The organism is Actinoalloteichus sp. AHMU CJ021 (assembly GCF_002895405.1).
In the GTDB taxonomy this organism is placed as follows: Bacteria; Actinomycetota; Actinomycetes; order Mycobacteriales; family Pseudonocardiaceae; genus Actinoalloteichus_B; species Actinoalloteichus_B caeruleus.
Genome location: NZ_CP025990.1, coordinates 6,307,232 through 6,330,774, shown reverse-complemented (window position 1 = coordinate 6,330,774; position 23,543 = coordinate 6,307,232). Strand labels below are relative to the sequence as shown.

Annotated in this window: 6 protein-coding genes and 1 pseudogene; all 7 read left to right on the top strand. The window is 71.0% G+C overall.

All coding sequences use genetic code 11. The annotated features are described in order from the left end of the window. Positions 1-853: 853 nt before the first annotated feature. Complete coding sequence (locus C1701_RS25820) at positions 854-6,415, top strand: type I polyketide synthase (protein WP_103056815.1); 5,562 nt, start codon at positions 854-856, stop codon at positions 6,413-6,415. Continuing rightward, on the top strand, positions 6,379-6,768 hold the full coding sequence (locus C1701_RS25815; RefSeq protein ID WP_103056814.1) for a hypothetical protein: 390 nt from the start codon (positions 6,379-6,381) through the stop codon (positions 6,766-6,768). The genes C1701_RS25820 and C1701_RS25815 overlap by 37 nt, the downstream gene beginning before the upstream one ends. A gap of 39 nt (positions 6,769-6,807) precedes the next feature. After that, a pseudogene (locus C1701_RS28260) lies at positions 6,808-9,704 on the top strand (type I polyketide synthase); the annotation flags it as partial. 15 nt (positions 9,705-9,719) lie between these two features. Further along, entirely contained in the window at positions 9,720-11,618 is a 1,899-nt protein-coding gene (locus tag C1701_RS28255; RefSeq protein WP_443098170.1) for a beta-ketoacyl reductase, read from the top strand. A gap of 422 nt (positions 11,619-12,040) precedes the next feature. Further along, complete coding sequence (locus C1701_RS27950; protein WP_443098169.1) at positions 12,041-17,968, top strand: type I polyketide synthase; 5,928 nt, start codon at positions 12,041-12,043, stop codon at positions 17,966-17,968. Position 17,969: 1 nt separating this feature from the next. Next, positions 17,970-19,865 (top strand): polyketide synthase dehydratase domain-containing protein, encoded by a 1,896-nt coding sequence (locus C1701_RS25785; protein WP_337661980.1) that lies wholly within the window; start codon positions 17,970-17,972, stop codon positions 19,863-19,865. After that, positions 19,801-23,475, top strand: a complete 3,675-nt coding sequence (locus tag C1701_RS25780) for an SDR family NAD(P)-dependent oxidoreductase (protein ID WP_337661979.1) — start codon at positions 19,801-19,803, stop codon at positions 23,473-23,475. The genes C1701_RS25785 and C1701_RS25780 overlap by 65 nt, the downstream gene beginning before the upstream one ends. Positions 23,476-23,543: the final 68 nt, after the last annotated feature.

Below are 23,543 nucleotides of genomic sequence, written 5' to 3'. Positions count from 1 at the left end.
TGGGCGGTCGCGCTCGACGTGGACCTCCGGCCGGGCCATACCGCGGCCTCCGCTCGCCGGGATCGACCAGTGGCTCGCGCTCGTGGTCAGCGGTGCGGGCCCGCCGTGCGGTCCCTCCGCCCGTCGATCCGCCGTCGCCGCCGGGCAACCGCTGTCCCCGTTCCTGCGCATCGCGACGGCGTGGCCGCCGTCGCGATGCGCACGTCCAGATCCGGGGACCCGGCGCACCGAGGGGATCGCTAACGCGTCGTTTCACGGGTCATTGTTCTCGGGTACCGTGATGAATCGGTTCCCTTTCATCCTCACCCGCCGACGCACCCGATCGAAAACGCCACGCGGGAATGCGGACCGGGAAAATCGGCGCCCCATTCCGAATTCGCGCGGCGCCGTCCCCGCACTGTGGGGACGGGCGTTTCCCGGTGGCCGCCGCCCGTGCCGTCGTGGTCCGCGCGCCGCCCGTCGACCTCGTACCCGAGCTCGGCATCCTCCTGATCGTCATCACGTCGTCGCTGGTAGTGGGGCTGCCCGCGGAGTGCTGGCGTCCTCGGACGCGCCGTCGGGCGCGGAGCCAGCGCGAGCAGCGGGAGCCGTGCGCGGGGTAGTGGGACGACAGGGGTGGGGGGTGTCCCCTTAGGGGTTGTTCGTCGGCAGTCCCCACCGTAGGTTTCCCGGTAAGTGGACAACCCGGTGTGCGACACCGGTCGATGTGCGGGAATTCGCGTGTTCGCGGTAGTCGCCTCGGTGTTTCCCAACTGTTCCGGAGGCCGCAGGTTGTTGCCCAATGGGAGGGGCGGGTCCGACCGTCGCGAGTGGTCGGTCCTCTCCTGTTGATCGCGGCGATGGGGTTGGGTTGATGGACAACGAAGAGAAGCTGCGCGACTACCTGAGACGCGTCACGACGGACCTCCGCAGAACACGGCAGCGCCTCCGCGACGTCGAGGACGGCGAGCGCGAACCCATCGCGATCGTCGGCATGAGCTGCCGCTACCCAGGCGCCGTGGCCAGCCCGGAGGACCTGTGGCGCCTCGTGGCCGCCGGCGGCGACGGAATCGGTCCCTTCCCGACGAACCGGGGGTGGGACCTCGAGCGCCTGTTCGGCGGCACCCGGGACGTGTTCGACGTCCAGGGGGGATTCCTCCACGACGCCGCCGAGTTCGACGCGGACTTCTTCGGTATCTCGCCGCGCGAGGCCCTGGCGGTGGACCCGCAGCAGCGGCTGCTGCTGGAAACCTCGTGGGAGACCTTCGAACGGGCCGGGATCGACCCGTTGACCCTCAAGGGCAGCCGGACCGGCGTCTTCGCCGGCCTGATGTACCACGACTACGGCACCGGCGCCGGCGACGTACCCGACGACGTGCGGGCGTTCGTCGGCGTCGGGAACTCGGGCAGCGTCCTCTCCGGCAGGGTCGCCTACACCTTCGGCTTCGAGGGACCGGCCGTCACCATCGACACCGCGTGCTCGTCCTCCCTCGTCGCCCTGCACTGGGCGTCCCGCGCGCTGCGCGCGGGGGAGTGCACCCTCGCCCTCGCCAGCGGCGTGACCGTCATGCCCAACACCACCGTGTTCACCGACTTCATCCGGCAACAGGGGCTCGCCAAGGACGGCCGTTGCAAGTCCTTCGCGGCGGCCGCCGACGGCACCGGTTGGTCGGAGGGAGTTGGGGTCCTGCTGCTGGAGCGGTTGTCCGACGCCCGGCGCAACGGCCACCAGGTACTCGCTGTCATCCGGGGTTCCGCCGTCAACCAGGACGGTGCCTCCAACGGGTTGACCGCCCCGAACGGGCCGTCGCAGCAGCGGGTCATCCGACAGGCACTGGCCCAGGCCGGCCTGGACACGGCCGATGTGGACGCCGTCGAGGCGCACGGTACCGGGACGACCCTCGGTGATCCCATCGAGGCGCAGGCGCTGCTCGACACCTACGGGAGGGAACGGCCGGACGACCGCCCGCTGTGGCTCGGCTCGGTCAAGTCGAACCTCGGGCACACCCAGGCCGCCGCGGGCATCGCCGGTGTCATCAAGATGGTGATGGCCATGCGGCATGGTGTCCTGCCGAAGACCCTCCACGTCGACGCCCCAACCGGTCAGGTGGACTGGACGAGCGGTGCCGTGCGCCTCCTGACCGAGCCCGTGCCGTGGTCACCCGGCACGGGGGTTCGACGGGCCGGCGTGTCCTCCTTCGGGGTCAGCGGTACGAACGCCCACGTCATCCTCGAGCATTCCCCGGACGAGACGGCCGTGGTCGAGCGGGCCGCCCCACCCGTCATCCCGTGGGTCCTCTCGGCCAGGACGGACGCCGCGCTGCGTGCCCAGGCCGCCACGCTGAGAGCCCACCTCGAGGGAGCGGCGGTCGAGGACGTGGACGTCGCCTGGACCCTGGCGACCAGCCGCGCCGCGCTGCGCGAGCGTGCCGTCGTGTTCGACGCCGCGGGCCTCGACGATCTCGGGACCGCCGTGCGGGGAACGGCGGCACGGGGGAAGACCGCGTTCCTGTTCTCCGGGCAGGGCTCCCAGCGACCAGGCATGGGCCAGGAACTGCACGCCGAGTACCCGGCCTTCGCGCTCGCCTTCGACGAGGTGTGCGCCGAACTGGAACGGCACACCGGCCACTCGGTCCGCGACATCGTGTTCGGCGGTGGGGAGCTGATCGACCGCACCGAGCACGCCCAGGCCGGGTTGTTCGCCGTCGAGGTGGCGCTGTTCCGGCTCCTGGAGTCCTGGGGACTCACACCCGACTACCTGCTCGGCCACTCCATCGGCGAGTTGGCGGCCGCCCACACCGCCGGGGTGTTGACCCTGCCCGACGCGTGCGCCCTGGTCGCGGCCAGGAGCAGGCTGATGGGCGCGCTGCCGGCGGGCGGCGCCATGGTGGCTCTGCGAGCCACCGAGGACGAGGTCCTGCCGCTGCTCACCGACCGGGTGTCGCTGGCCGCCGTGAACGGCCCCACCTCGGTGGTGCTGTCCGGTGACGAGGACGCCGTCGCCGGGGTGGTGGCGCGGTTCGACGGGCGCACGGCACGCCGCCTGCGCGTCAGCCACGCCTTCCACTCGGCCCGGATGGCGGACATGCTGGCCGAGTTCCGGACCGTCGCGGCCAGCCTCACCTTCCTCCAGCCCCGGACACCCGTCGTGTCCAACCTGACCGGCGAAGTGGTGTCGGAGGAGCTGCGCGACCCCGAGTACTGGGTGCGGCACGTGCGCGAGACCGTCCGGTTCGCCGACGGCATGGCCTGCCTCGCCAGGCGGAACGTGTCCACGTTCGTCGAACTCGGCCCTGACGCCGTGTTGACCGTGCTGGCCCAGGACTGCCTACCCGGCGACGACCTGGCGTTCGTGAACACGCTGCGCCGGAACTCCCCGGAGCCGCGTGCGGTCGTGGCCGCCGTCGCGGCCCTGCATGTGCGTGGCGTGCCAGTGAACTGGCCCGCCTTCTTCGCGGGGTCCGAAGCCCGCCTGGTCGACCTGCCGACCTACGCGTTCCAACGCCGCCACTACTGGCTGCGGCCGGCCGACGGCGCCCCGGGCGACCCCTCGTCGCTCGGCCTGGCGGCGGGTGGACACCCGTTGCTCGCCTCCGTGGTCCACCACGCCGACACCGGAGAAGCCCTGTTCACCGGTCGCGTGACCAGGGCGGAACACCCCTGGCTGGCGGACCACCATGTGGCGGACCAGCCGGTCCTGCCCGGAGCCGCGATGGTGGAACTCGCCCGGCACGTCGCGCAGCGGTTGGGGCACGGGACACCTGAGGAGTTGACGCTGGTCCGGCCGGTGGTGGTGCCGGACCGCGGCGACCTCCACCTCCAGGTCACCGCGACGGCGGAGGACGACGCCGGGAACCGGGCGATCAGCGTGTTCGTCCGCGCGCCGGGCGAGCAGGACGAGACCTGGGTCCGCCACGCGACCGGAGTCCTCGGTCGGGACCGGGTGCGGCCGACCACGGCGGACTGGTCGGTCGTCTGGCCACCCCCGGGATCGGTGGAGATCCCGGTCGCTGACCACTACGCGCGACTCGCCGAGTCGGGGATGCACTACGGGCCGGCCTTCCGGGGGTTGCGAGCCGCGTGGCGCCGAGGGGACGAGGTCTTCGCCGAGGTCCGGATCGGGGAGGACCTGCCGGTCACCGGCTACGGGCTGCACCCCGTGCTGTTGGACACCGCCCTGCACGCGGTCCCACTCCTCGGCGAGGCCGAGCTGTCACTGCCGTTCTCCTGGTCCGAACTGGCGTTCCTCGACGGGGCCGGCGCCGAGCTGCGCGCGCTGCGGGTCCGGGTCTCCGCCACCGACACGGGCACCGGCGTCTCGGTTCGACTCGCGGACGCGACGGGCGCACCGGTCGCCACCGTCGACGCACTGGCCCTGCGCCCGATCTCGACCGGCCCGTTCGTGGAACCGAGCCGGAACTCCCTGTACGAAGTGGCCTGGGTGCCGGCGCCGGAATCCGGCGACGACACGACGCGCGACGCAGTCGTGGTCACCGTCGCCCCCGGCAGCGGCGCCGTCGCCGAGGACACCCACGGTGCGGTTTCCGAGGTCCTCGCCGTCCTGCGGAAGGTCCTCGTCGACGAGGACTCCCGTCTCGTCCTGGTCACCCGAGGCGCGGCGACAGGTGAGAACCTCCCGCACGCGGCAGTGTGGGGGCTGGTGCGTTCCGCGCAGTCGGAACACCCGGGCCGGATCGTGCTGGTCGACGCCGACGGAGACGTCGACGTGCCCGCCGTCCTGGCCGTGGGCGAGCCACAGATCGCCGTGCGCGGCGACGAACTGCTGGTACCACGCCTGGCGCGGGTGCCAGCCGCCCCCACCGGCCCCGACCTGGCGACGGACGGCACGGTGGTGGTGACCGGCGCGGGCGGGGCGCTGGGTGCCACGCTCGCGCGGCACCTGGCCGAACGGGGTGTGCGGAACCTGCTGCTGCTCGGCCGCCGTGGCCCGGACACACCAGGAGCGGCGGAACTCGTCGCCGAACTCGCCGAGTCACGGAGCCGTGCCCGCTTCGTCGCCTGCGACGTCGCCGACCGCGACAGCCTCGCCGCCGCCCTCGCCACCGTGCCAGAGGAACACCCGCTGACCGGCGTGGTGCACACCGCCGGTGTCCTCGACGACGGCCTGGTCGAGTCGCTCGACGCCGACCAGGTCACCAACGTCCTGCGGCCCAAGGTGGACGGGGCGTGGAACCTCCACGAACTGACCCGGGACCTGGACCTGGCACTGTTCGTGGTGTTCTCGTCGGCCGCGGGGACCCTGGGCTCGGCCGGACAGGCGAACTACGCGGCGGCCAACGCGTTCCTCGACGGGCTCGCCGCCCAGCGGAGGAGCTTGGGGCTGGTCGGCCAGTCGCTCGCGTGGGGTCCGTGGGCGGGCGAGGGCATGGCCGACACCCTCGCCCCCGCGGACCGCCAGCGGATGGCACGTGACGGGGTGCGCGCGCTGTCCCGGGCCGACGCGCTCGGTCTGTTCGACGCGGCACTCGGAACCGACCGCGCGGTGGTCCTCCCAGTGGATCTCGACCTGCCAGCGGTCCGCGCCCAGTCCGAGACCGCGCCGGTTCTGCGGGACCTGGTCGGTACCTCCCGCCCGCGACGGGCCGGCACCGGACCGGACCTGGTCGGACTACCCGAGGAGGAGCGGCCCCGGGTCGTCCTGGAGCTGGTCCGGGCACAGGTCGCCGTCGTGCTCGGGCATGGCTCGGGTGATGACGTGGCTCCCGACCAGACATTCTCGGATGCGGGGTTCGATTCGCTGACCGCGGTGGAGCTTCGGAACCGCCTCAACTCGGTGACCGGGCTGCGTCTGTCGGCCACCGTCGTGTTCGACTACCCGACCCCCGCCGAGCTGGCTGAGTTCGTACTGGCGGAGGTCCTCGGCCGGCAGTCCGTGGTCGTCGCGTCCGCTCCGATCGTGTCGGACGTGGACGAGCCCATCGCGATCGTCGGCATGAGTTGCCGGTACCCGGGGGGTGTGTCCACCCCGGACGAGCTGTGGGACCTCGTCGCCTCGGGGAGGGACGGCACGGGGCCGTTCCCCGCCGACCGTGGTTGGAACGTCGAGGGTTTCGGGGGTTTCCTGACCGGGGCCGCCGAGTTCGATCCGGCGTTCTTCGGGATCTCGCCGCGTGAGGCCCTGGCGATGGATCCGCAGCAGCGGCTGCTGCTGGAGGCCTCGTGGGAAGCCATCGAGAACGCCGGAGTCGACCCGCTCTCCCTGCGCGGGAGCGACACCGGGGTGTTCGCCGGGCTGATGTACCACGACTACGTCACCCACCTGGCCGGGCTGGCCGAGGTCGAGGGCTATGGCGGAACAGGTAACTCGGGCAGCGTCGCGTCTGGTCGGGTTGCTTACACGTTCGGGTTCGAAGGACCGGCCATGACGGTGGACACGGCGTGTTCCTCGTCGTTGGTGGCCCTGCACCTACCTTGACCGCCGCGACCGGGTTGCGGTTGCCGGCGACCCTGGTGTTCGACTACCCCAACGCGGACTCCGTGACCGACTACTTGCTGGAAGTGGTAAGTCCCGACAGCGAGGATCCCAATGTGGCGGACCTGGTCTTGTCCGAGTTGGACAAGCTGGAGAGCATGTTCTCCTCCATCGCGGCGGAAGACCTCTCCGAGATCTCCTCGCGCACTGACGTCGGTGTTCGCCTACGGGCACTGGTGGCTCAGTGGAACGAGACTCAGGGGATGGCCAAGAGCGTTGCGGTAGCTGACGAGATAGCGGAAGCCAGCGACGACGAGATCTTCGATTTCATCGACAAGAGATTCGGTAACGGTTGATGTTGACGCTTGTCCGCGGCTACTCCGATAGGTGATGTTGTGATGTCCAACGAACAGAAGCTTCGCGAGTACCTCAAGCGGATGACGATCGAGCTGCACGAGACGACGGAGCGTCTTCGTGAGGCCGAGAACAGGGAGCCCGAGCCGATCGCCATCGTGGGGATGGCGTGTCGCTACCCGGGTGGGGTGTCCACTCCGGAGGAGCTGTGGGAGTTCCTGGCCGGTGGTGGTGACGGGATCTCCGGGTTCCCGACTGACCGGGGATGGAGGTTGGACTCCCGCGGGGACGGGACCGGCCCGGTCGGTGGGTTCCTCTACGACGCATCGGAGTTCGACGCGGAGTTCTTCGGGATCTCCCCCCGTGAGGCGGTGGCGATGGACCCGCAGCAGCGGTTGCTGCTGGAGACCTCGTGGGAGGCCCTGGAACGGGCCGGTGTCGATCCGACGTCGCTGCGGGGGAGTCAGACCGGGGTGTTCGCCGGGGTGATGTACCACGACTACGCGTCGCGTGTTCAGGTGGTTCCTGAGGACGTGGCCGGGTATCTGGGCACCGGGAACTCCGGCAGTGTGGCCTCGGGTCGGGTGTCCTACGTGTTGGGCCTGGAGGGTCCGGCGGTGACGGTGGACACGGCGTGTTCGTCGTCGTTGGTGGCGTTGCACTGGGCGGTGCAGGCGTTGCGGTCCGGGGAGTGCGACCTGGCGTTGGCCGGTGGGGTGACCGTGATGGCCACCCCGGCGGCGTTCGCCGAGTTCGACCGCCAAGGCGGGATGGCCTCCGACGGTCGGTGCAAGTCGTTCGCGGCGGGCGCGGATGGCACCGCGTGGTCCGAGGGTGTGGGGATGCTGGTGGTCCAGCGCCTGTCGGACGCCCAGCGGGACGGGAACCCGGTCCTGGCGGTGGTGCGGGGTAGCGCGATCAACCAGGACGGTGCGTCCAATGGGTTGTCGGCGCCGAACGGTCCGTCGCAGCAGCGGGTGATCCGCCAGGCGTTGGCCAACGCCGGGTTGTCGCCTGCCGAGGTGGATGTGGTCGAGGCGCACGGAACGGGCACCACCTTGGGTGATCCGATCGAGGCGCAGGCGTTGTTGGCCACCTACGGGCAGGAGCGTGGGGCTGAGCAGCCGTTGTTGTTGGGGTCGGTGAAGTCGAACATCGGTCACACCCAGGCCGCCGCGGGTGTCGCGGGCATCATCAAGATGGTGATGGCCATGCGGCACGGGATGGTGCCGCGCACCCTGCACGTGGACGAACCGACCCCGCAGGTGGACTGGGAGTCCGGTGCCGTCGCCCTGGCCACCGAGCACAGGGACTGGCCCGAGGCAGATCGGCCACGTCGGGCGGCGGTGTCCTCGTTCGGGATCAGTGGCACCAACGCCCACACCATCCTCGAACAGGCTCCTGCCCCGGTGCTCGTGGACAGCAGTGCCGGGCCCCAGGAAGCTCCGCCGGTGGTGCCGTGGGTGCTGTCGGCCAAGTCCGAGCGGGCCTTGGTCGCCCAGGCCGCGCGGTTGGTGGGACACCTCCAGTCGGGTGCCGAGGCTGATCCGGTCGATGTGGGCTACACGTTGGCGGGGTCCCGGGCGGTGTGGGAGCACCGGGCGGTGGTCCTGGGTGACCTGGTCGCGGGTGTCACGGGACTCGCCGCTGGCGAGACCACCCCGGATGTGATCCGGGGCGTGGCCGGTATGGTGGGCTCGCCGTGGTGTTCTCCGGTCAGGGTTCCCAACGACCGGGCATGGGCCGGGAACTCTATGACGCGTTCCCGGTGTTCGCTGAGGCCTTCGACGAGGTGTGCGCCCACCTGGACACCGCGTTGAACGGAGCACCCGAGGACGGGGTGGACGGTTACTCGGTGCGGGACGTGGTCCTGGACCCCGCCGCTGGTGACCGGGTCGATGAGACGGTGTTCGCCCAGGCCGGGTTGTTCGCTGTGGGAGTGGCCCTGTTCGAGTTGGTCACCTCCTGGGGAGTGCGTCCCGGGTTCGTGCTGGGTCACTCGATTGGGGAGATCACCGCCGCGCACGTGGCCGGGGTGTTGTCACTGCCCGACGCCTGTGCCCTGGTGGCGGCGCGGGGCCGGTTGATGGGGGCCCTGCCCCCTGGTGGGGCGATGGTGGCGGTGGCCGCCACCGAGTCAGCGGTCCGTCAGACCCTGCCCGAGGTCGGGGTGGAGATCGCCGCGGTCAACGGTCGGGAGTCGGTGGTGGTTTCCGGGGACACCGACGCGGTCACCGCGGTCCGGGAGGTGTGGACGGGGCGGGGTGCGCGCACTCGGGTGTTGCGGACCAGTCACGCGTTCCATTCGGCGCGGATGGACCCGATGTTGGAGGAGTTCGCCCGGGCGATCGCGGGTGTGCGGCATCGTCCGGCGCGGGTTCCGGTGGTGTCGAACCTGACTGGGCTGCCGGTGGTGGAGTTCACCGTGGAGCATTGGGTGCGGCATGTGCGGGAGGCGGTGCGGTTCGCCGATGGTGTGGATCATCTGCGGGGGCGGGGGGTGTCGGCGTTTCTGGAGTTGGGTCCTGATCCGGTGTTGTCGAGCCTGATCCAGGACCACACCACCACCACTGACACTGACACTGACACCGGGGTGGTGGCGGTGTCGGTGTTGCGGAGGGACCGGGACGAGATCCGTACCCTGTTCGCGGCGTTGGCTGGGGTGTTCGTGCGGGGTGTCCCGGTTGACTGGGCGGGGATGTTGGCCGGGTGGGGTGGTCGTCGGGTTGATCTGCCGACGTATGCCTTCCAGCGGCGGCGTTTCTGGTTGGAGGCCCCTGCCGCCCAAACCGACGGTGTGGTCAGCGGCGAGGAGTCGTCGTTCTGGGCGGCGGTTGAACGGGAGGACGCGGAGTCGCTGGCGGCGACGCTCGACGTCGGTAGCCCCGAATCGTTGGGCGAACTGCTGCCCGCGCTGGCCTCGTGGCGCCGACGGAGGCGGGACGAGTCCCTGGTGGACGGGTGGCGGTACCGGGTGGAATGGCAACCAGTCGTCGAAGCGCCGGCCGAGCCGTTGGTCGGCACGTGGCTCGTGGCAGCTCCCGACGACTCCGACGACGAAGTGACGGCGTGGGTGACGGGAGCACTGTCCCGGCACGGTGCCGAGGTCGTGCCGGTGCTGGCCGGAACCGATCCCGAGGCCCTCGCGGCCCGGTTGGCCCCCGTCGCCGGCGCGGTCGCCGGGGTCGTGTCGGTCACCTGGGACGGCGCGGCGTCCACCGTGACCCTGCTCCGGGCGCTGGACCTGGCCGCCGTCGACGCGCCACTGTGGTGTGTCACGCGGGACGCCGTCGCGGCCCAGCGGACCGACACGGTGAGCCGTCCCGACCAGGCGCAGGTCTGGGGCATCGGCCGGGTCGCCGCGCTGGAGTACCCGCGCCGGTGGGGTGGTCTGGTCGACCTGCCCGGTAGCCTCGACGAGCGGGCCGCGAACCGGCTCACGGGCGTGCTGGCGGCCGAGCGACGGGAGGATCAGGTCGCCATCCGATCCGGTGGGGTGTTCGCATGCCGCCTCGTCACGGCGCCGCTCGGCACGGACGCACCCGGGTGGACGCCGAGGGGCACGGTCCTGATCACCGACGGTCCAAGCCGGTTCGGGGTCCAGCTGGCACGGTGGGCCGTTGCGCGGGGTGCCGAACACGTGCTCCTGGCTCGCGACCCCGCGGAGCCGGACGGCGCCGAACTGGAGCGCGAGCTGACCCGGGACGGCGGCCGGGTGACGGTTCTCCCGTGCGATCTGGCTGACCGGAGGGCGGTCGCCGACCTGCTGGCGGTGGCGACGGCCGATCCCGAGCGCCCGTTGACGGCGGTTGTCCACACCGCCGATCACAACGCCCGGATTCCTCTGGCGCTGCTCGACCCGATTCGTTACGACGAGCTGATCAGTTCCCAGGTCGGTGGCGCGGTCAACCTTGACGAGCTGCTCGGCGATCGGCAGCTCGATGCCTTCGTGCTGTTCTCCTCGGTCGCCGCCGTCTGGGGTGGTGCTGAGCAGGCCGCCTACGCGGCCGCCAACGCGGTCGTGGACTCGTTGGCCGAGCGACGCCGGCGGCGCGGGCTGGCGGCCACCTCGGTGGCGTGGGGACCGTGGGCCGGTACGTCGGAGCTGGAGGACCAGTTGCGCCGGTTCGGACTGATCGCGCTGGACCCGGAGTCGGCCGTCGCCGCGCTGAGCCGGGCCGTGGCGGACGGAGAACCGCGGGTGGTGGTCGCCGACGTGGACTGGAAACGGTTCGCCCCGGCCTTCACCTCGTCGCGTCCCAGCCCTCTGCTGGGCGACCTGGAGGCAGTGCGGAGTGCGCTGAGCGACGTCGACGAGCCGGATGGTGACGCGGGTCCCGCGCAGGAACTGCGGAACCGGCTGGCGGGCGTGTCGCAGGCCGAGCAGACGCGGCTGTTGGTGGAGTTGGTGTCGGCGCAGGCCGCGGCCGTGCTCGGCCACCTCCCCGGCGACGTCTTCGAGCAGGACCGGGCGTTCCGGGATCTTGGCTTCGACTCGCTCACCGCGGTCGAGCTACGCACCCGGCTCAGCAAGGCGACTCGTCTCAAGCTGCCCGCGAGCCTGGTGTTCGACTACCCGACGCCCACCGTCATGGCTCGGTACCTCCGCGAGCAGATCACGGGCGACGGCGCGGACGCTGCGGACCTGCTCGCCGAACTCGACAGGTTGGAATCTTCGTCGGCGAGCGTCGAATGGAGCAACCTGACCCGGGCGAAGGTGACGATGCGGATCAAGGCGTTTCTCTCGAGACTGACCGGACCGGCCGAGGAGGACAACGTCGGGGACATCGTCGACTCGATCGACTCGGCGAGCGACGAGGAGATATTCGACATGATTCGGAGCGGCGAGTAGTTGGACGGCTCGGTGTGTGCTCCGCCGTGAGCACACACCGGGTCTCCCGTCAACCTGGCGGGGTCGACTACCCCTACCGTGATCGAGCATCCAGTGAACCCCTGCCCATCCAGGGGTCGTCTGGCGCGGGCCCACTCGGCCTGCCTGGCAGCCAAGGGCAGGGGCAGGTTTAGGGGTTGCCCGGCGGGCGTCCGGTTCCTAATGTCTCGGAATAGGTCCCCGGGTTGTCCTGTAATTCTGGATGGAAAGTCGAAGTAGGTGGCGGGTTTTTTGATCGTGATGGGCTTCAGGGTCTAACAACACAGCCTTGTCGTGGCTCGGCATCGTGTGCCTTCCGGTGAAGCGCTTGCACAGCTTGGTTCGGCATCGGATGCAATTCCGCTGTTCTCCCCGAGAAGGTATATCGCATGGCAAATGAAGAGGTGCTGCGCAGCTATCTCAAGCTGGCGACGGCGGACCTACAACGCACTCGTCAGCGGTTGCGCGAGGTCGAGGCCGGTCAGCGGGAGCCCATCGCGATCGTGGGGATGAGTTGCCGCTACCCGGGTGGGGTCAACTCCCCGGAACAGCTGTGGGACCTGGTCGCCACCGGCCGGGAGGGCATCGCGGAGTTCCCGACCGACCGGGGATGGGACCTCGATCGGCTGTTCGACTCGGACCCGGATCGTCCCGGCACCTCCTATACCCGTGCGGGTGGCTTCCTGTACGACGCGCCGGAGTTCGACGCCGGCTTCTTCGGGATCTCGCCGCGTGAGGCGTTGGCGATGGACCCGCAGCAGCGGCTGCTGCTCGAGGTCGCCTGGGAAGGGCTGGAACGAGCGGGTATCGACCCGGCCTCGTTGCACGGCAGCCAGACCGGCGTCTTCGCCGGCTCGACCGGACAGGGGTACGAGGCCCTGGTGGCGGGTGCCGCTGACGGTGCCGAGGGCTACCTGATGACCGGGAACCTCAGCGCGATCGTCTCCGGCCGGGTCTCCTACGCACTGGGCCTGGAGGGGCCCGCCGTCACCGTGGACACCGCGTGCTCGTCCTCGCTGGTCGCGCTGCACCTGGCCTGTCAGGCGCTGCAGGCCGGCGAGTGTTCTCTGGCGTTGGCGGGTGGCGTGTCCGTCATGGCGACGCCGATGGCGTTCGTCGGGTTCAGCAGGCAGCGTGGCCTGGCGGAGGACGGCAGGTGCAAGTCCTTCGCGGCCGCGGCGGACGGCACCGGTTGGGCCGAGGGTGTCGGCATGCTGGTGGTCGAGCGGCTCTCGGACGCCCGCCGCAACGGTCACCAGGTCCTCGCCGTGGTTCGGGGCAGCGCCATCAACCAGGACGGTGCCTCCAACGGTCTCACCGCCCCGCACGGTCCCTCACAGCAGCGGGTGATCATCCAGGCCCTGACGAACGCTGGGCTGTCCCCGGGGCAGGTCGACGTGGTCGAGGCACACGGCACCGGCACCGTGCTCGGCGACCCGATCGAGGCCCAGGCACTGATCGACACCTACGGCCAGAACCGCCCGAGCGACCGACCCCTGAAGCTGGGCTCGGTGAAGTCCAACATCGGGCACACCGGGCACGCCGCCGGCGTCGCCGGCGTGATCAAGATGGTGATGGCGATGCGGCACGGCGTGCTGCCCAGCACGCTGCACGTGGACGCCCCGACACCACAGGTCGACTGGTCCGCCGGAGCGGTCTCACTGCTGACCGAGCCGACTCCGTGGCCGGGCGGCGACGAACCGCGCCGGGCCGCCGTGTCCTCGTTCGGGGTCAGCGGGACCAACGCCCACACCATCCTCGAACAGGCGCCGCCCGTGGTGGCCGAGGCCGCGCCCGCCGCCGTCACCCCCGTGGCCGTGCCGTGGGTTCTCGCGGGGAGGTCCGAACAGGCGCTGCGGGACCAGGCGGGCAGGCTGCGGGAGCGACTCGACGCGGACGGCGCTCTCGACCCGGTGGACGTGGGCTGGTCCCTGGTCACCACGCGGTCGGTGATGGAACACCGCGCGGTCGTGCTGGGTGCGGGCCTGGACGACTTCCGTCGAGGGCTGTCGGCGCTCGTGGACACCGAGTCGGCCGTAGACGTGTTCCAGGGCGTCGCGCGTCCGTTGGGCAAGACGGTGTTCGTCTTCCCCGGCCAGGGTTCGCAGTGGGTCGGCATGGCACTCGAGCTGCTGGACACGCCGGGAACGTTCGCGGACACGCTAACCGAGTGCGACGCCGCGCTGGCGGTCCACACCGGGTGGTCGGTGTCATCGGTGCTGCGCGGCGCGTCCGACGCGCCCCCGATGGACCGCGTCGACGTGGTCCAGCCGGTGCTGTTCGCGGTGATGGTGTCGCTCGCCGCGCTGTGGCGGTCCCACGGGGTCGTCCCCGACGCGGTCGTGGGTCACAGCCAGGGCGAGATCGCCGCCGCGTGCGTGGCTGGCGCACTGTCCCTCGAGGACGCCGCCAGGGTCGTGGCGCTGCGCTCCCAGGCGTTGACGGAACTGTCCGGCCACGGCGGCATGGTGTCGGTGGCGCTCCCCGCCGAGCAGGTCAGGGAGCGGATCGCGCCGTGGGGCGCGGCGCTCAGCGTCGCGGCGGTCAACGGGCCGTCGGCCACCGTCGTCTCCGGCGAGTCGGCCGCCCTCGACGAGTTCCTCACCGGGTGTGAGGACGACGACGTCAGAGCCCGGCGCATCCCGGTGGACTACGCCTCGCACTCCCGGCAGGTCGAGCGCATCCAGCGCCGGCTTGGCCAGGCGCTCGCCGGGATCAGCCCGCGCACCTCCGAGACGCCGCTGTACTCCACGCTCACCGGTGGGATCCTCGACACCGCCGAACTCGACGCGACCTACTGGTACCGCAGCCTGCGCCACGTCGTTCGGTTCGAGGAGGCCGTCAGGGCGCTGGCGGCCGACGGCTACGGCGTGTTCGTCGAGACCAGCCCCCACCCGGTGCTGACCATGGGCGTCCAGGAGGTCCTCCAGGACTCTCCCGGCACGGTGGTCCTCGGATCGTTGCGGCGCGACGAGAACGCGGCGAGGCGGTGGTTGGTCTCCCTGGCCGAGGCCTACGTGCGCGGCGTGCCCGTCGACTGGAAGACCGTGTTCACCCCGTGGGGCGGCGCGATGGTGGACCTGCCCACCTACGCCTTCCAGCGCGACCGCTACTGGCCGGAGCGCCGCGCGGAGGCCGTCGCCGACCCGGGTGCGACCACCGACGCGGCCGAGGGCGCGTTCTGGGAAGCGGTGGAGCGAGACAACCTGGAATCGCTCGCCGCCACCCTCAAGTTGAGCGACACCGCGGACCAGGCGTCGCTCGCCGCGATCCTGCCCGCCCTGTCCTCGTGGCGCCGCCGCAGACGTGACCAGTCGGTTCTCGACTCGTGGCGCTACGACATCGCCTGGAACCGGCTGACAGCGGTTCCGCCGGGCCGGCTCGCGGGTTCCTGGCTGCTCGCCGTTCCGTCGGGGCGACTCGACGACGAGGTGACGACCTGGGTGGGCGCGGCGCTGGGAGCACGGGGCGCCGTCGTCATCCCCGTCGAGGTCGACGAGGACACCGAGGCCGACCGCGACCGACTGTCCGCGTTGCTGGGCGACGTCCTCGCCGACGGGGCCGTCGCTCCCAGCGGAGTGGTCTCGCTGCTCGCGCTCGAGGACGAGCCGACCGTACGACACCACTGGGTACCACGAGGATCGCTGTCGACGCTCGCGCTGACCCAGGCGATGAACTCGCTGGAGCTCGAGGCGCCGTTGTGGTGCCTCACTCGTGGGGCCGTGTCGACTGGTCGCACCGACCGGTTGGCCAGCCCCCGGCAGGCGCAGGTGTGGGGGCTTGGCCGGGTGGCGGCGCTGGAGTGCCCCCGGCAGTGGGGTGGTCTTCTCGACCTGCCCGAGGAACTCGACGACCGGGCGGCGGGCCGGCTCGCCACGGCGCTCGGCGGCGTCGGCGAGGAGGACCAGCTCGCCGTGCGCGCGACCGGGATGTTCGCCCGGCGCCTGGTCCGGGCACCGATCGGGACCCCGTCCGCCACGGGATTCCAGGTGCCCGACGGGACCGTGCTGATCACCGGCGGTACGGGTTCCCTCGGCTCGGAGGTGGCGCGCTGGCTGGCGAGCAGGGGTGTTCGCCACCTGGTGCTGACCAACAGGCGAGGCCCGTCGGCGCCCGGCGCGGTGGAACTCGTGGCGGAGCTGGCCGAGCACGGCGCCACCGCGAGCGTCGTCGCGTGTGATCTGGCCGACAAGGTCTCGCTCACCGAACTGGTCCAGCGGCTGGAGGCCGAGGGCAGGCCGGTACGGGGCGTCGTGCACGCCGCCGGCGTCAGCCAGAACTCGCCGCTGGCCACGGTCACCTCGGATGAGTTCGCCGAGGTGACCAGCGCCAAGGTCGCGGGCGCCGCACAACTGGACGAGGCCTTCGCCGACGTGCCGCTCGACGCCTTCGTGCTGTTCTCCTCCGCCGCCGGGATCTGGGGCAGCGGCGGGCAGAGCGCCTACGCCGCCGGTAACGCCTTCCTGGACGCGTTGGCCCAGCGGCGACGCGATCGCGGGCTCGCGGCCACGTCGGTGTCCTGGGGAGCCTGGGCGGGCAGCGGGATGGCCGACGGCGCGGCACGGGAGCACTTCCGGCGCCTCGGCCTGCCCGCCATGGCGCGCGAGCTGACGCTCGAGGCGCTCGAACAGGCCCTGGGCCAGCGCGAGACCTGCCTGACCGTCGCGGACGTCGAGTGGGAACGCTTCGCCCCCTCCTTCACGGTGAGCAGGCCCAGCCCGCTGCTCAGCGAACTGCCCGAGGTCCAGCGGGTCCTCGAGGCGGAGGACACGCCCGGTGACTCCGCTGACGTGACGTCCGTGCTGCGTGAACGGCTGTCGTCGCTGACCGAGGCCGAGCGCGACCACACCCTGTTGCGGACGGTCCTCACCGAGGCGGCGTTCTCGCTCGGGCACGCCTCCCACGACGCCCTGGTCGCGGACCGCGCGTTCCGGGACATGGGCTTCGACTCGCTGACCGCCGTCGACGTCCGCAACAGGCTCAACACCGTGACCGGCCTGCGGCTGCCCGCGACGCTGGTCTTCGACTACCCCAACCCGGTCGAGCTGGCCCGGTTCCTGTGGTCCGAACTCGCCGGTAGCGCCCCCGACCTCGTCTCACCGACCGCCGTGACGGCGCAGGCCGACGACCCGATCGTGATCGTCGGCATGAGCTGTCGTTTTCCCGGCGGCGTGTCCTCCCCGGAGGAGCTGTGGGAACTGGTCTCCTCGGGCTCCGACGGGATCGCGGGTTTCCCGACCGACCGGGGCTGGCGGCTTCCGCCCATCCAGGAGACCGCGGCGAACGGCGGCTTCGTCCGACGTGAGGGCGGGTTCCTCTACGACGCGGCCGACTTCGACGCCGACTTCTTCGGGATCTCGCCGCGCGAGGCGTTGGCGATGGACCCCCAGCAGCGGTTGTTGCTGGAGATCTCGTGGGAGGCGTTGGAGCGTGCCGGGATCGACCCGACCTCGCTGCGCGGGTCGGAGACCGGTGTGTTCACCGGCGTCATGCACAACGACTACCTGTCCCGCCTGACGTCGCTGCCGGAAGGCGTTGGCGGGTACCTGGCGACGGGCAGCACGTCCAGCGTCGCCTCGGGCCGGGTGTCGTACGTGTTTGGTCTGGAGGGCCCCGCGATCTCGGTGGACACCGGCTGCTCGTCATCGCTGGTGGCGCTGCACTGGGCCGTCCAGGCCCTGCGGTCGGGCGAGAGCTCGCTGGCGCTGGTCGGCGGCGTCACGATCATGCCCACGCCTGGGACGTTCGCCGAGTTCGGCCGCCAGGGCGGGATGGCCTCCGACGGTCGGTGCAAGTCGTTCGCGGCGGCCGCCGACGGGACGAACTGGTCCGAGGGTGTGGGGATGCTGGTGGTCCAGCGCCTGTCGGACGCCCAGCGGGACGGGAACCCGGTCCTGGCGGTGGTGCGGGGTTCGGCGATCAACCAGGACGGTGCGTCGAACGGTCTGACCGCCCCCAACGGTCCCTCCCAGCAGCGGGTGATCCGTCAGGCGTTGGCCAACGCCGGGTTGTCGCCTGCCGAGGTGGATGTGGTCGAGGCGCACGGAACGGGCACCACCTTGGGTGATCCGATCGAGGCGCAGGCGTTGTTGGCCACCTACGGGCAGGAACGGGAGTCGGACCGGCCCCTGCTGCTCGGGTCGGTGAAGTCGAACATCGGTCACACCCAGGCCGCCGCGGGTGTCGCGGGCGTCATCAAGATGGTGATGGCGATGCGGCACGGGGTGGTGCCGCGCACCCTGCACGTGGACGAACCGACCCCGCAGGTGGACTGGGAGTCCGGTGCCGTCGCCCTGGCCACCGAGCACAGGGACTGGCCAGCCCAGTCGTGAGGTGGATTGGGAATCGGGTGCGGTGGATCTGGTGCGGGAGCCGGTGTCCTGGCCGGAGACCGGTAGGCCCCGACGCGCCGCCGTGTCCTCGTTCGGGATCAGCGGCACCAACGCCCACGTCATCATCGAGCAGTTCTCCGGTGATGCTCCCCCCAACGAGGGCGAGCCCGTGATCACCACTCCCACGGTTCCCTGGGTCCTCTCCGGGAAGTCCCCGGCCGCGCTCACCGCGCAGGCGGCGCGTCTGCTGGGCCACCTCGAGGGGGAGGAGCACTTCGACCCTGGTGCTGTCGGGCACTCGCTGGCCCTCGGTCGGGCGCGGTTCGAACACCGCGCGGTCGTCGTCGCCAACGAGCTCACGGAGTTCCGGGCCGCGCTCGCCGCGCTCTCGGCCGGTGCGACGCACGACGCCGTCGTCACCGGTGCCGCGATGGTGTCGGAGGCCAACGCGGTGTTCGTCTTCCGGGACCGGCCGGAGGAGTGGCTGGCCACCACGTCGGACCTCCTGGCGGCCTCGCCGGTCTTCGCGACACGGTTCGAGGAATGCGCCGCCGCGCTCGCGGAACACGCGGACTGGTCACTCCAGGACGTGTCGCGCTTCCGTGCCGACGCTCCCGAACCCACGCGCCCCGATGTCGCCCGTTCCGGCCAGTGGGCGGCCATGGTGTCGTTGGCCGAGGTGTGGCGTGCCTGTGGCGTCCGACCCGTCTCGGTCGCCGGCGATGGGGTGGGCGCGGTCGCCGCGGCGGTCGTCGCCGGCGGACTCGATCTGGCGGAAGCCGCCCGGCTCGTCGTGGCCGGGGAGAACGCGGTCAGCACCACCGGGTCGGACATCCCAGTCCACTCCCTGGACCAGGCCGTTGACGGCGTGCCGGTTCGGGTCGATCCGGGCCAGCGGCCGGAGTCGTTCTGGTTCGCCCTGGCCGAGGCGCACACCCGGGGCGTCGCGGTGGACTGGACCGCGGTGTTCACGGGTGAGGGACCCCGTGTCGTCGACCTGCCGACCTATGCCTTCCAACGGCAGCGCTACTGGTTGAAGGCGACCAATGGCCGTGGCCAGGACGTGACGGCCGCGGGTCTGCGGGCTGTCAACCATCCGATGATCGTCTCCGAGGTCGGTCTGGCTGGCGGTGACGGTGTGGTGCTCACCGGTCTCCTGTCGGGTGAGACGCACCCCTGGATCGGCGAGCACACGATCTCCGGTTCCGCCCTGCTGCCGGGGACCGCGTTCGTCGAACTGGCCCTGGCCGCCGCGGAACGGGTCGGATACGCGCTTCTGGACGAGCTGACGATCGAGGCGCCATTGGTCCTTCCGGCGGGTACCGCCGTCACCGTGCAGGTCGCGGTGTCGGGGGAGGACGAGTCCGGCCGTCGCACGGTCGCGGTGTACTCGGCTCCGGCTGAGGGCGACGAGGACCTGTGGACCCGGCATGCCAGCGGCTCGCTGGCGCTGTCCGCCCGTGCTGTCACCGAGGAACTGTCGGTGTGGCCACCGGAAGGCGCGGCTCCGATCGAGGTCGAGGACTTGTACGAGAGCCTTGCCCGTGGCGGGTACGAGTACGGTCCGGTGTTCCAGGGGCTGCGTCGGGCCTGGCGTCTTGGTGAGGACGAGGTGTTCGCCGAGGTCGCCCTACCGGTGGATGTCGCGGTCGACGGGTTCGGGGTGCACCCGGCCCTGTTGGACGCGGCCCTGCACGGCATCGGCCTGTTCGGTCAGGACACGGTGTCGCTGCCGTTCGCGTGGTCGGGTGTGTCGGTGTTCGCCGTCGGTGCGACCACGGCCCGGGTGCGGATCTCCCGTGCTGGTTCCGGGTTCTCGTTGCTGCTGGCCGATGGTGTCGGCCAGCCGGTGGCGGCGGGCGTTGGCTGGGGTGTTCGTGCGGGGTGTCCCGGTTGACTGGGCGGGGATGTTGGCCGGGTGGGGTGGTCGTCGGGTCGACCTCCCGACCTACCCCTTCCAGCATGAGAACTACTGGCTGCTCCCGTACGTCAAGCCCACCGAGACGGATGCGGCTAGTGCCGAGTTCTGGGACACGGTGGAACGGGGGGACCTGGACTCACTCGCCACGACACTCGGGCTGGACGCCGAGCGGGACACGCGGACGGCCCTCGACGTGGTGCTGCCCGTTCTGTCCACGTGGCGTCGACGTCACCGCGACCTGTCCGCGCTCGACTCATGGCGATACCGGATCGGCTGGAAGCCGCTGGGCGCGGCGCCAGCCGCGCCGATGTCCGGACGGTGGTTGGTCGTCGTCCCCGACGCCCAGCTGGACGCCGAAGTCGTGTCCTGGGTGACGAAGGCGCTGACGGCGCGAGGTGCCGACGTCCTGACCGTGGCGCTGACACAGCCCGACCGGGCGACGGTCACTCGGCAGCTGCGGGACGTCCTCGCCGAGGAGGTCTCCGGCGCCGTGTCGCTCCTGGCGATGGACGAGACCGCTGAGCCGGGTAGGGCGATGCTGCCGCGCGGTGTGCTCGGAACGTTCGCCCTGGTGCAGGAGCTCGCCGCCCGAGTGCCACTGTGGCTGGTCACCCGGGCAGCGATGTCCATCGGTCACATGAATCCCGGTGTCAGTCCCGTCGGAGCGCAGGTGTGGGGGCTCGGACGCGTCGCCGCACTGGAGTACCCGCAGCGCTGGGGTGGCCTGATCGACCTGCCCGATGTGTTGGACGACCGCGCGGCGACCCGGTTCACGACCGCGATGACGAGCCTGGCCGACGAGGACCAACTCGTCGTCCGAGCGACCGGTGTGTTCGCCAGGCGCCTGGTCCGGGCGCCGTCCAAGCTCGAAGGGGACGAGCGCCGCTGGCGTCCCCGTGGCACCGCGCTGATCACGGGCGGCACGGGAGGCCTCGGCGCCCACGTCGCGCGCTGGTTGGCCAGTGAGGGTGTGGAACACCTGGTGCTGGCGAGCCGTCGTGGCCCCTCCTCGCCCGGCGCCGGCGAACTGGAGGCCGAGCTGGTCGAGCTGGGCGCCACCGTGACGCTGGTGGCGTGCGACGTGTCCGAGCGGCACGAGGTCGAGGACCTGCTCGACGCGGTTCCCGGCGAACTGACCGTGGTGGTGCATGCGGCGGGGATCGGCCAGGACAACGACCTGGAGCACACGACCCTGAACGAGTTCGTGCACGTGGTCCGCGCCAAGATCGCCGGAGCCGTGCACCTGGACGAGTTGCTCGGCGACCGGCGGTTGGACGCCTTCGTCCTGTTCTCCTCGATCGCCGGCGTCTGGGGCAGCGGTCGCCAGGCCGCGTACGCGGCGGCGAACGCCTTCCTGGACAGCCTTGCCGAGCGGCGACGAGCCGACGGTCTCCCCGCGACCTCGGTGGCCTGGGGTCCCTGGGCGGGTGCGGGCATGCTCGAGTCAGACCAGGAGATCGAGGCCCGCCTCCGTCGACGCGGGCTAGCACCACTGGCACCCGAGCTGGCCATCAGGGCGCTGCACCGGGCACTGGACCATGACGAGTCGGCCATCGTCGTCGCTGACGTCGACTGGGGGAATTTCGCGCCGACCTTCACCTCGGCGCGCCCCAACCCGTTGATCGGCGACCTGCCCGAGGTGCTGACCGCACTGGAGGTCACCACCAGCGACCAGGAGCCCGACGTCGCGGACTCGCCCCTGATGCGGCTTCTGGCGAACTCCAGCACCCAGGACCGCGAACGCGCGGTCCTGGAACTGGTGCGCGCCGAGACCGCCGCCGTCCTGGGACATGGCTCGGTGGACCCGGTGGCGGAGGACAGGCCGTTCCGCGACCTGGGTTTCGACTCCTTCACCGGTGTCGAGCTGCGCAACCGGCTGAATGCGCGGACGGGACTCCGCCTGCCCGCGACGCTGGTCTTCGACTACCCGACGTCGTCGGTCCTGGCCGACCACCTGTTGGTCGCGCTGGGGGGAGCGACGGCCGCACCCACCCCGGTGGTGTCCGCGATGACGACCGGTTCGGACGAGCCGATCGTGATCGTGGGAATGGCCTGCCGCTACCCCGGTGGGGTGTCCTCGCCCGAGGAGCTGTGGACTTTCCTGTCCGCCGACGGTGACGCCATCGCGAACTTCCCGACCGACCGAGGATGGTCGTCACGGTCAGGCCAAGGGGGCTTCCTCTACGACGCATCGGAGTTCGACGCGGAGTTCTTCGGGATCTCCCCGCGTGAGGCGGTGGCGATGGACCCGCAGCAGCGGTTGCTGCTGGAGACCTCCTGGGAGGCCCTGGAACGGGCCGGTATCGATCCGACATCGCTGCGGGGGAGTTCGACGGGCGTGTTCGCCGGCACCGGGGGCCAGGACTACGTGTCGCTGCTCCACGACCTCCCGGAGAATCTCGGCGGCCACATCAGCACTGGCAACGCGGCCAGTGTGATCTCGGGTCGGGTGTCCTACGTGTTGGGCCTGGAAGGCCCGGCGGTCACGATCGACACGGCGTGTTCGTCGTCGTTGGTGGCGTTGCACTGGGCGGCGCAGGCGTTGCGGTCCGGGGAGTGCGACCTGGCGTTGGCCGGTGGGGTGACCGTGATGGCCACCCCGGGTGCCTTCGCGGAGTTCGACCGCCAAGGCGGGATGGCCTCCGACGGTCGGTGCAAGTCGTTCGCGGCGGCCGCTGACGGGACGAACTGGTCCGAGGGTGTGGGGATGCTGGTGGTCCAGCGCCTGTCGGACGCCCAGCGGGACGGGAACCCGGTCCTGGCGGTGGTGCGGGGTAGCGCGATCAACCAGGACGGTGCGTCCAATGGGTTGTCGGCGCCGAACGGTCCGTCGCAGCAGCGGGTGATCCGTCAGGCGTTGGCCAACGCCGGGTTGTCGCCTGCCGAGGTGGATGTGGTGGAGGCGCACGGAACGGGCACCACCTTGGGTGATCCGATCGAGGCGCAGGCGTTGTTGGCCACCTACGGGCAGGAGCGTGGGGCTGAGCAGCCGTTGTTGTTGGGGTCGGTGAAGTCGAACATCGGTCACACCCAGGCCGCCGCGGGTGTCGCGGGCATCATCAAGATGGTGATGGCCATGCGGCACGGGGTGGTGCCGCGCACCCTGCACGTGGACGAACCGACCCCGCAGGTGGACTGGGAGTCCGGTGCCGTCGCCCTGGCCACCGAGCACAGGGACTGGCCCGAGGCGGATCGGCCACGTCGGGCGGCGGTGTCTTCGTTCGGGATCAGTGGCACCAACGCCCACACGATCCTGGAGCAGGCTCCTGCCCCGGTGGGCAGCGTTGAGCCTCGGGTGGTTTCTCCGGTGCCGTCGGTGGTGCCGTGGGTGCTGTCGGCCAAGTCCGAGCGGGCCTTGGCCGCCCAGGCCGGGCGGTTGGTGGGACACCTCCGACCGATCACGAACGCGGTGGACGGTCCTCGACCGAATCGCCACGGATGCCCTCGGAGGTGGCACGGCCAGACCTTCCGTCGGCTGTGCGGGGACGGGTGTGACCAGATGTACCGGAGCGGAGCTGGCTGTGGGCCCCGAGGACGTCCGACCCCAAACAAATTCAAAAATATCTATCGCTTCAGTCTCAACTAAAATCAGTACTCAAAAAACCGAAGCAAAAACCCGCCAAGACCCGTCAAAACCCACCTCAGGACGAACCG

What these genes read in the sequence shown, in the direction of transcription:
- C1701_RS25820 (WP_103056815.1), top strand. Translation starts at nt 854, where the DNA reads ATGGACAACGAAGAGAAGCTGCGCGACTACCTGAGACGCGTCACGACG.
- C1701_RS25780 (WP_337661979.1), top strand. Translation starts at nt 19,801, where the DNA reads ATGGTGTCGGCCAGCCGGTGGCGGCGGGCGTTGGCTGGGGTGTTCGTG.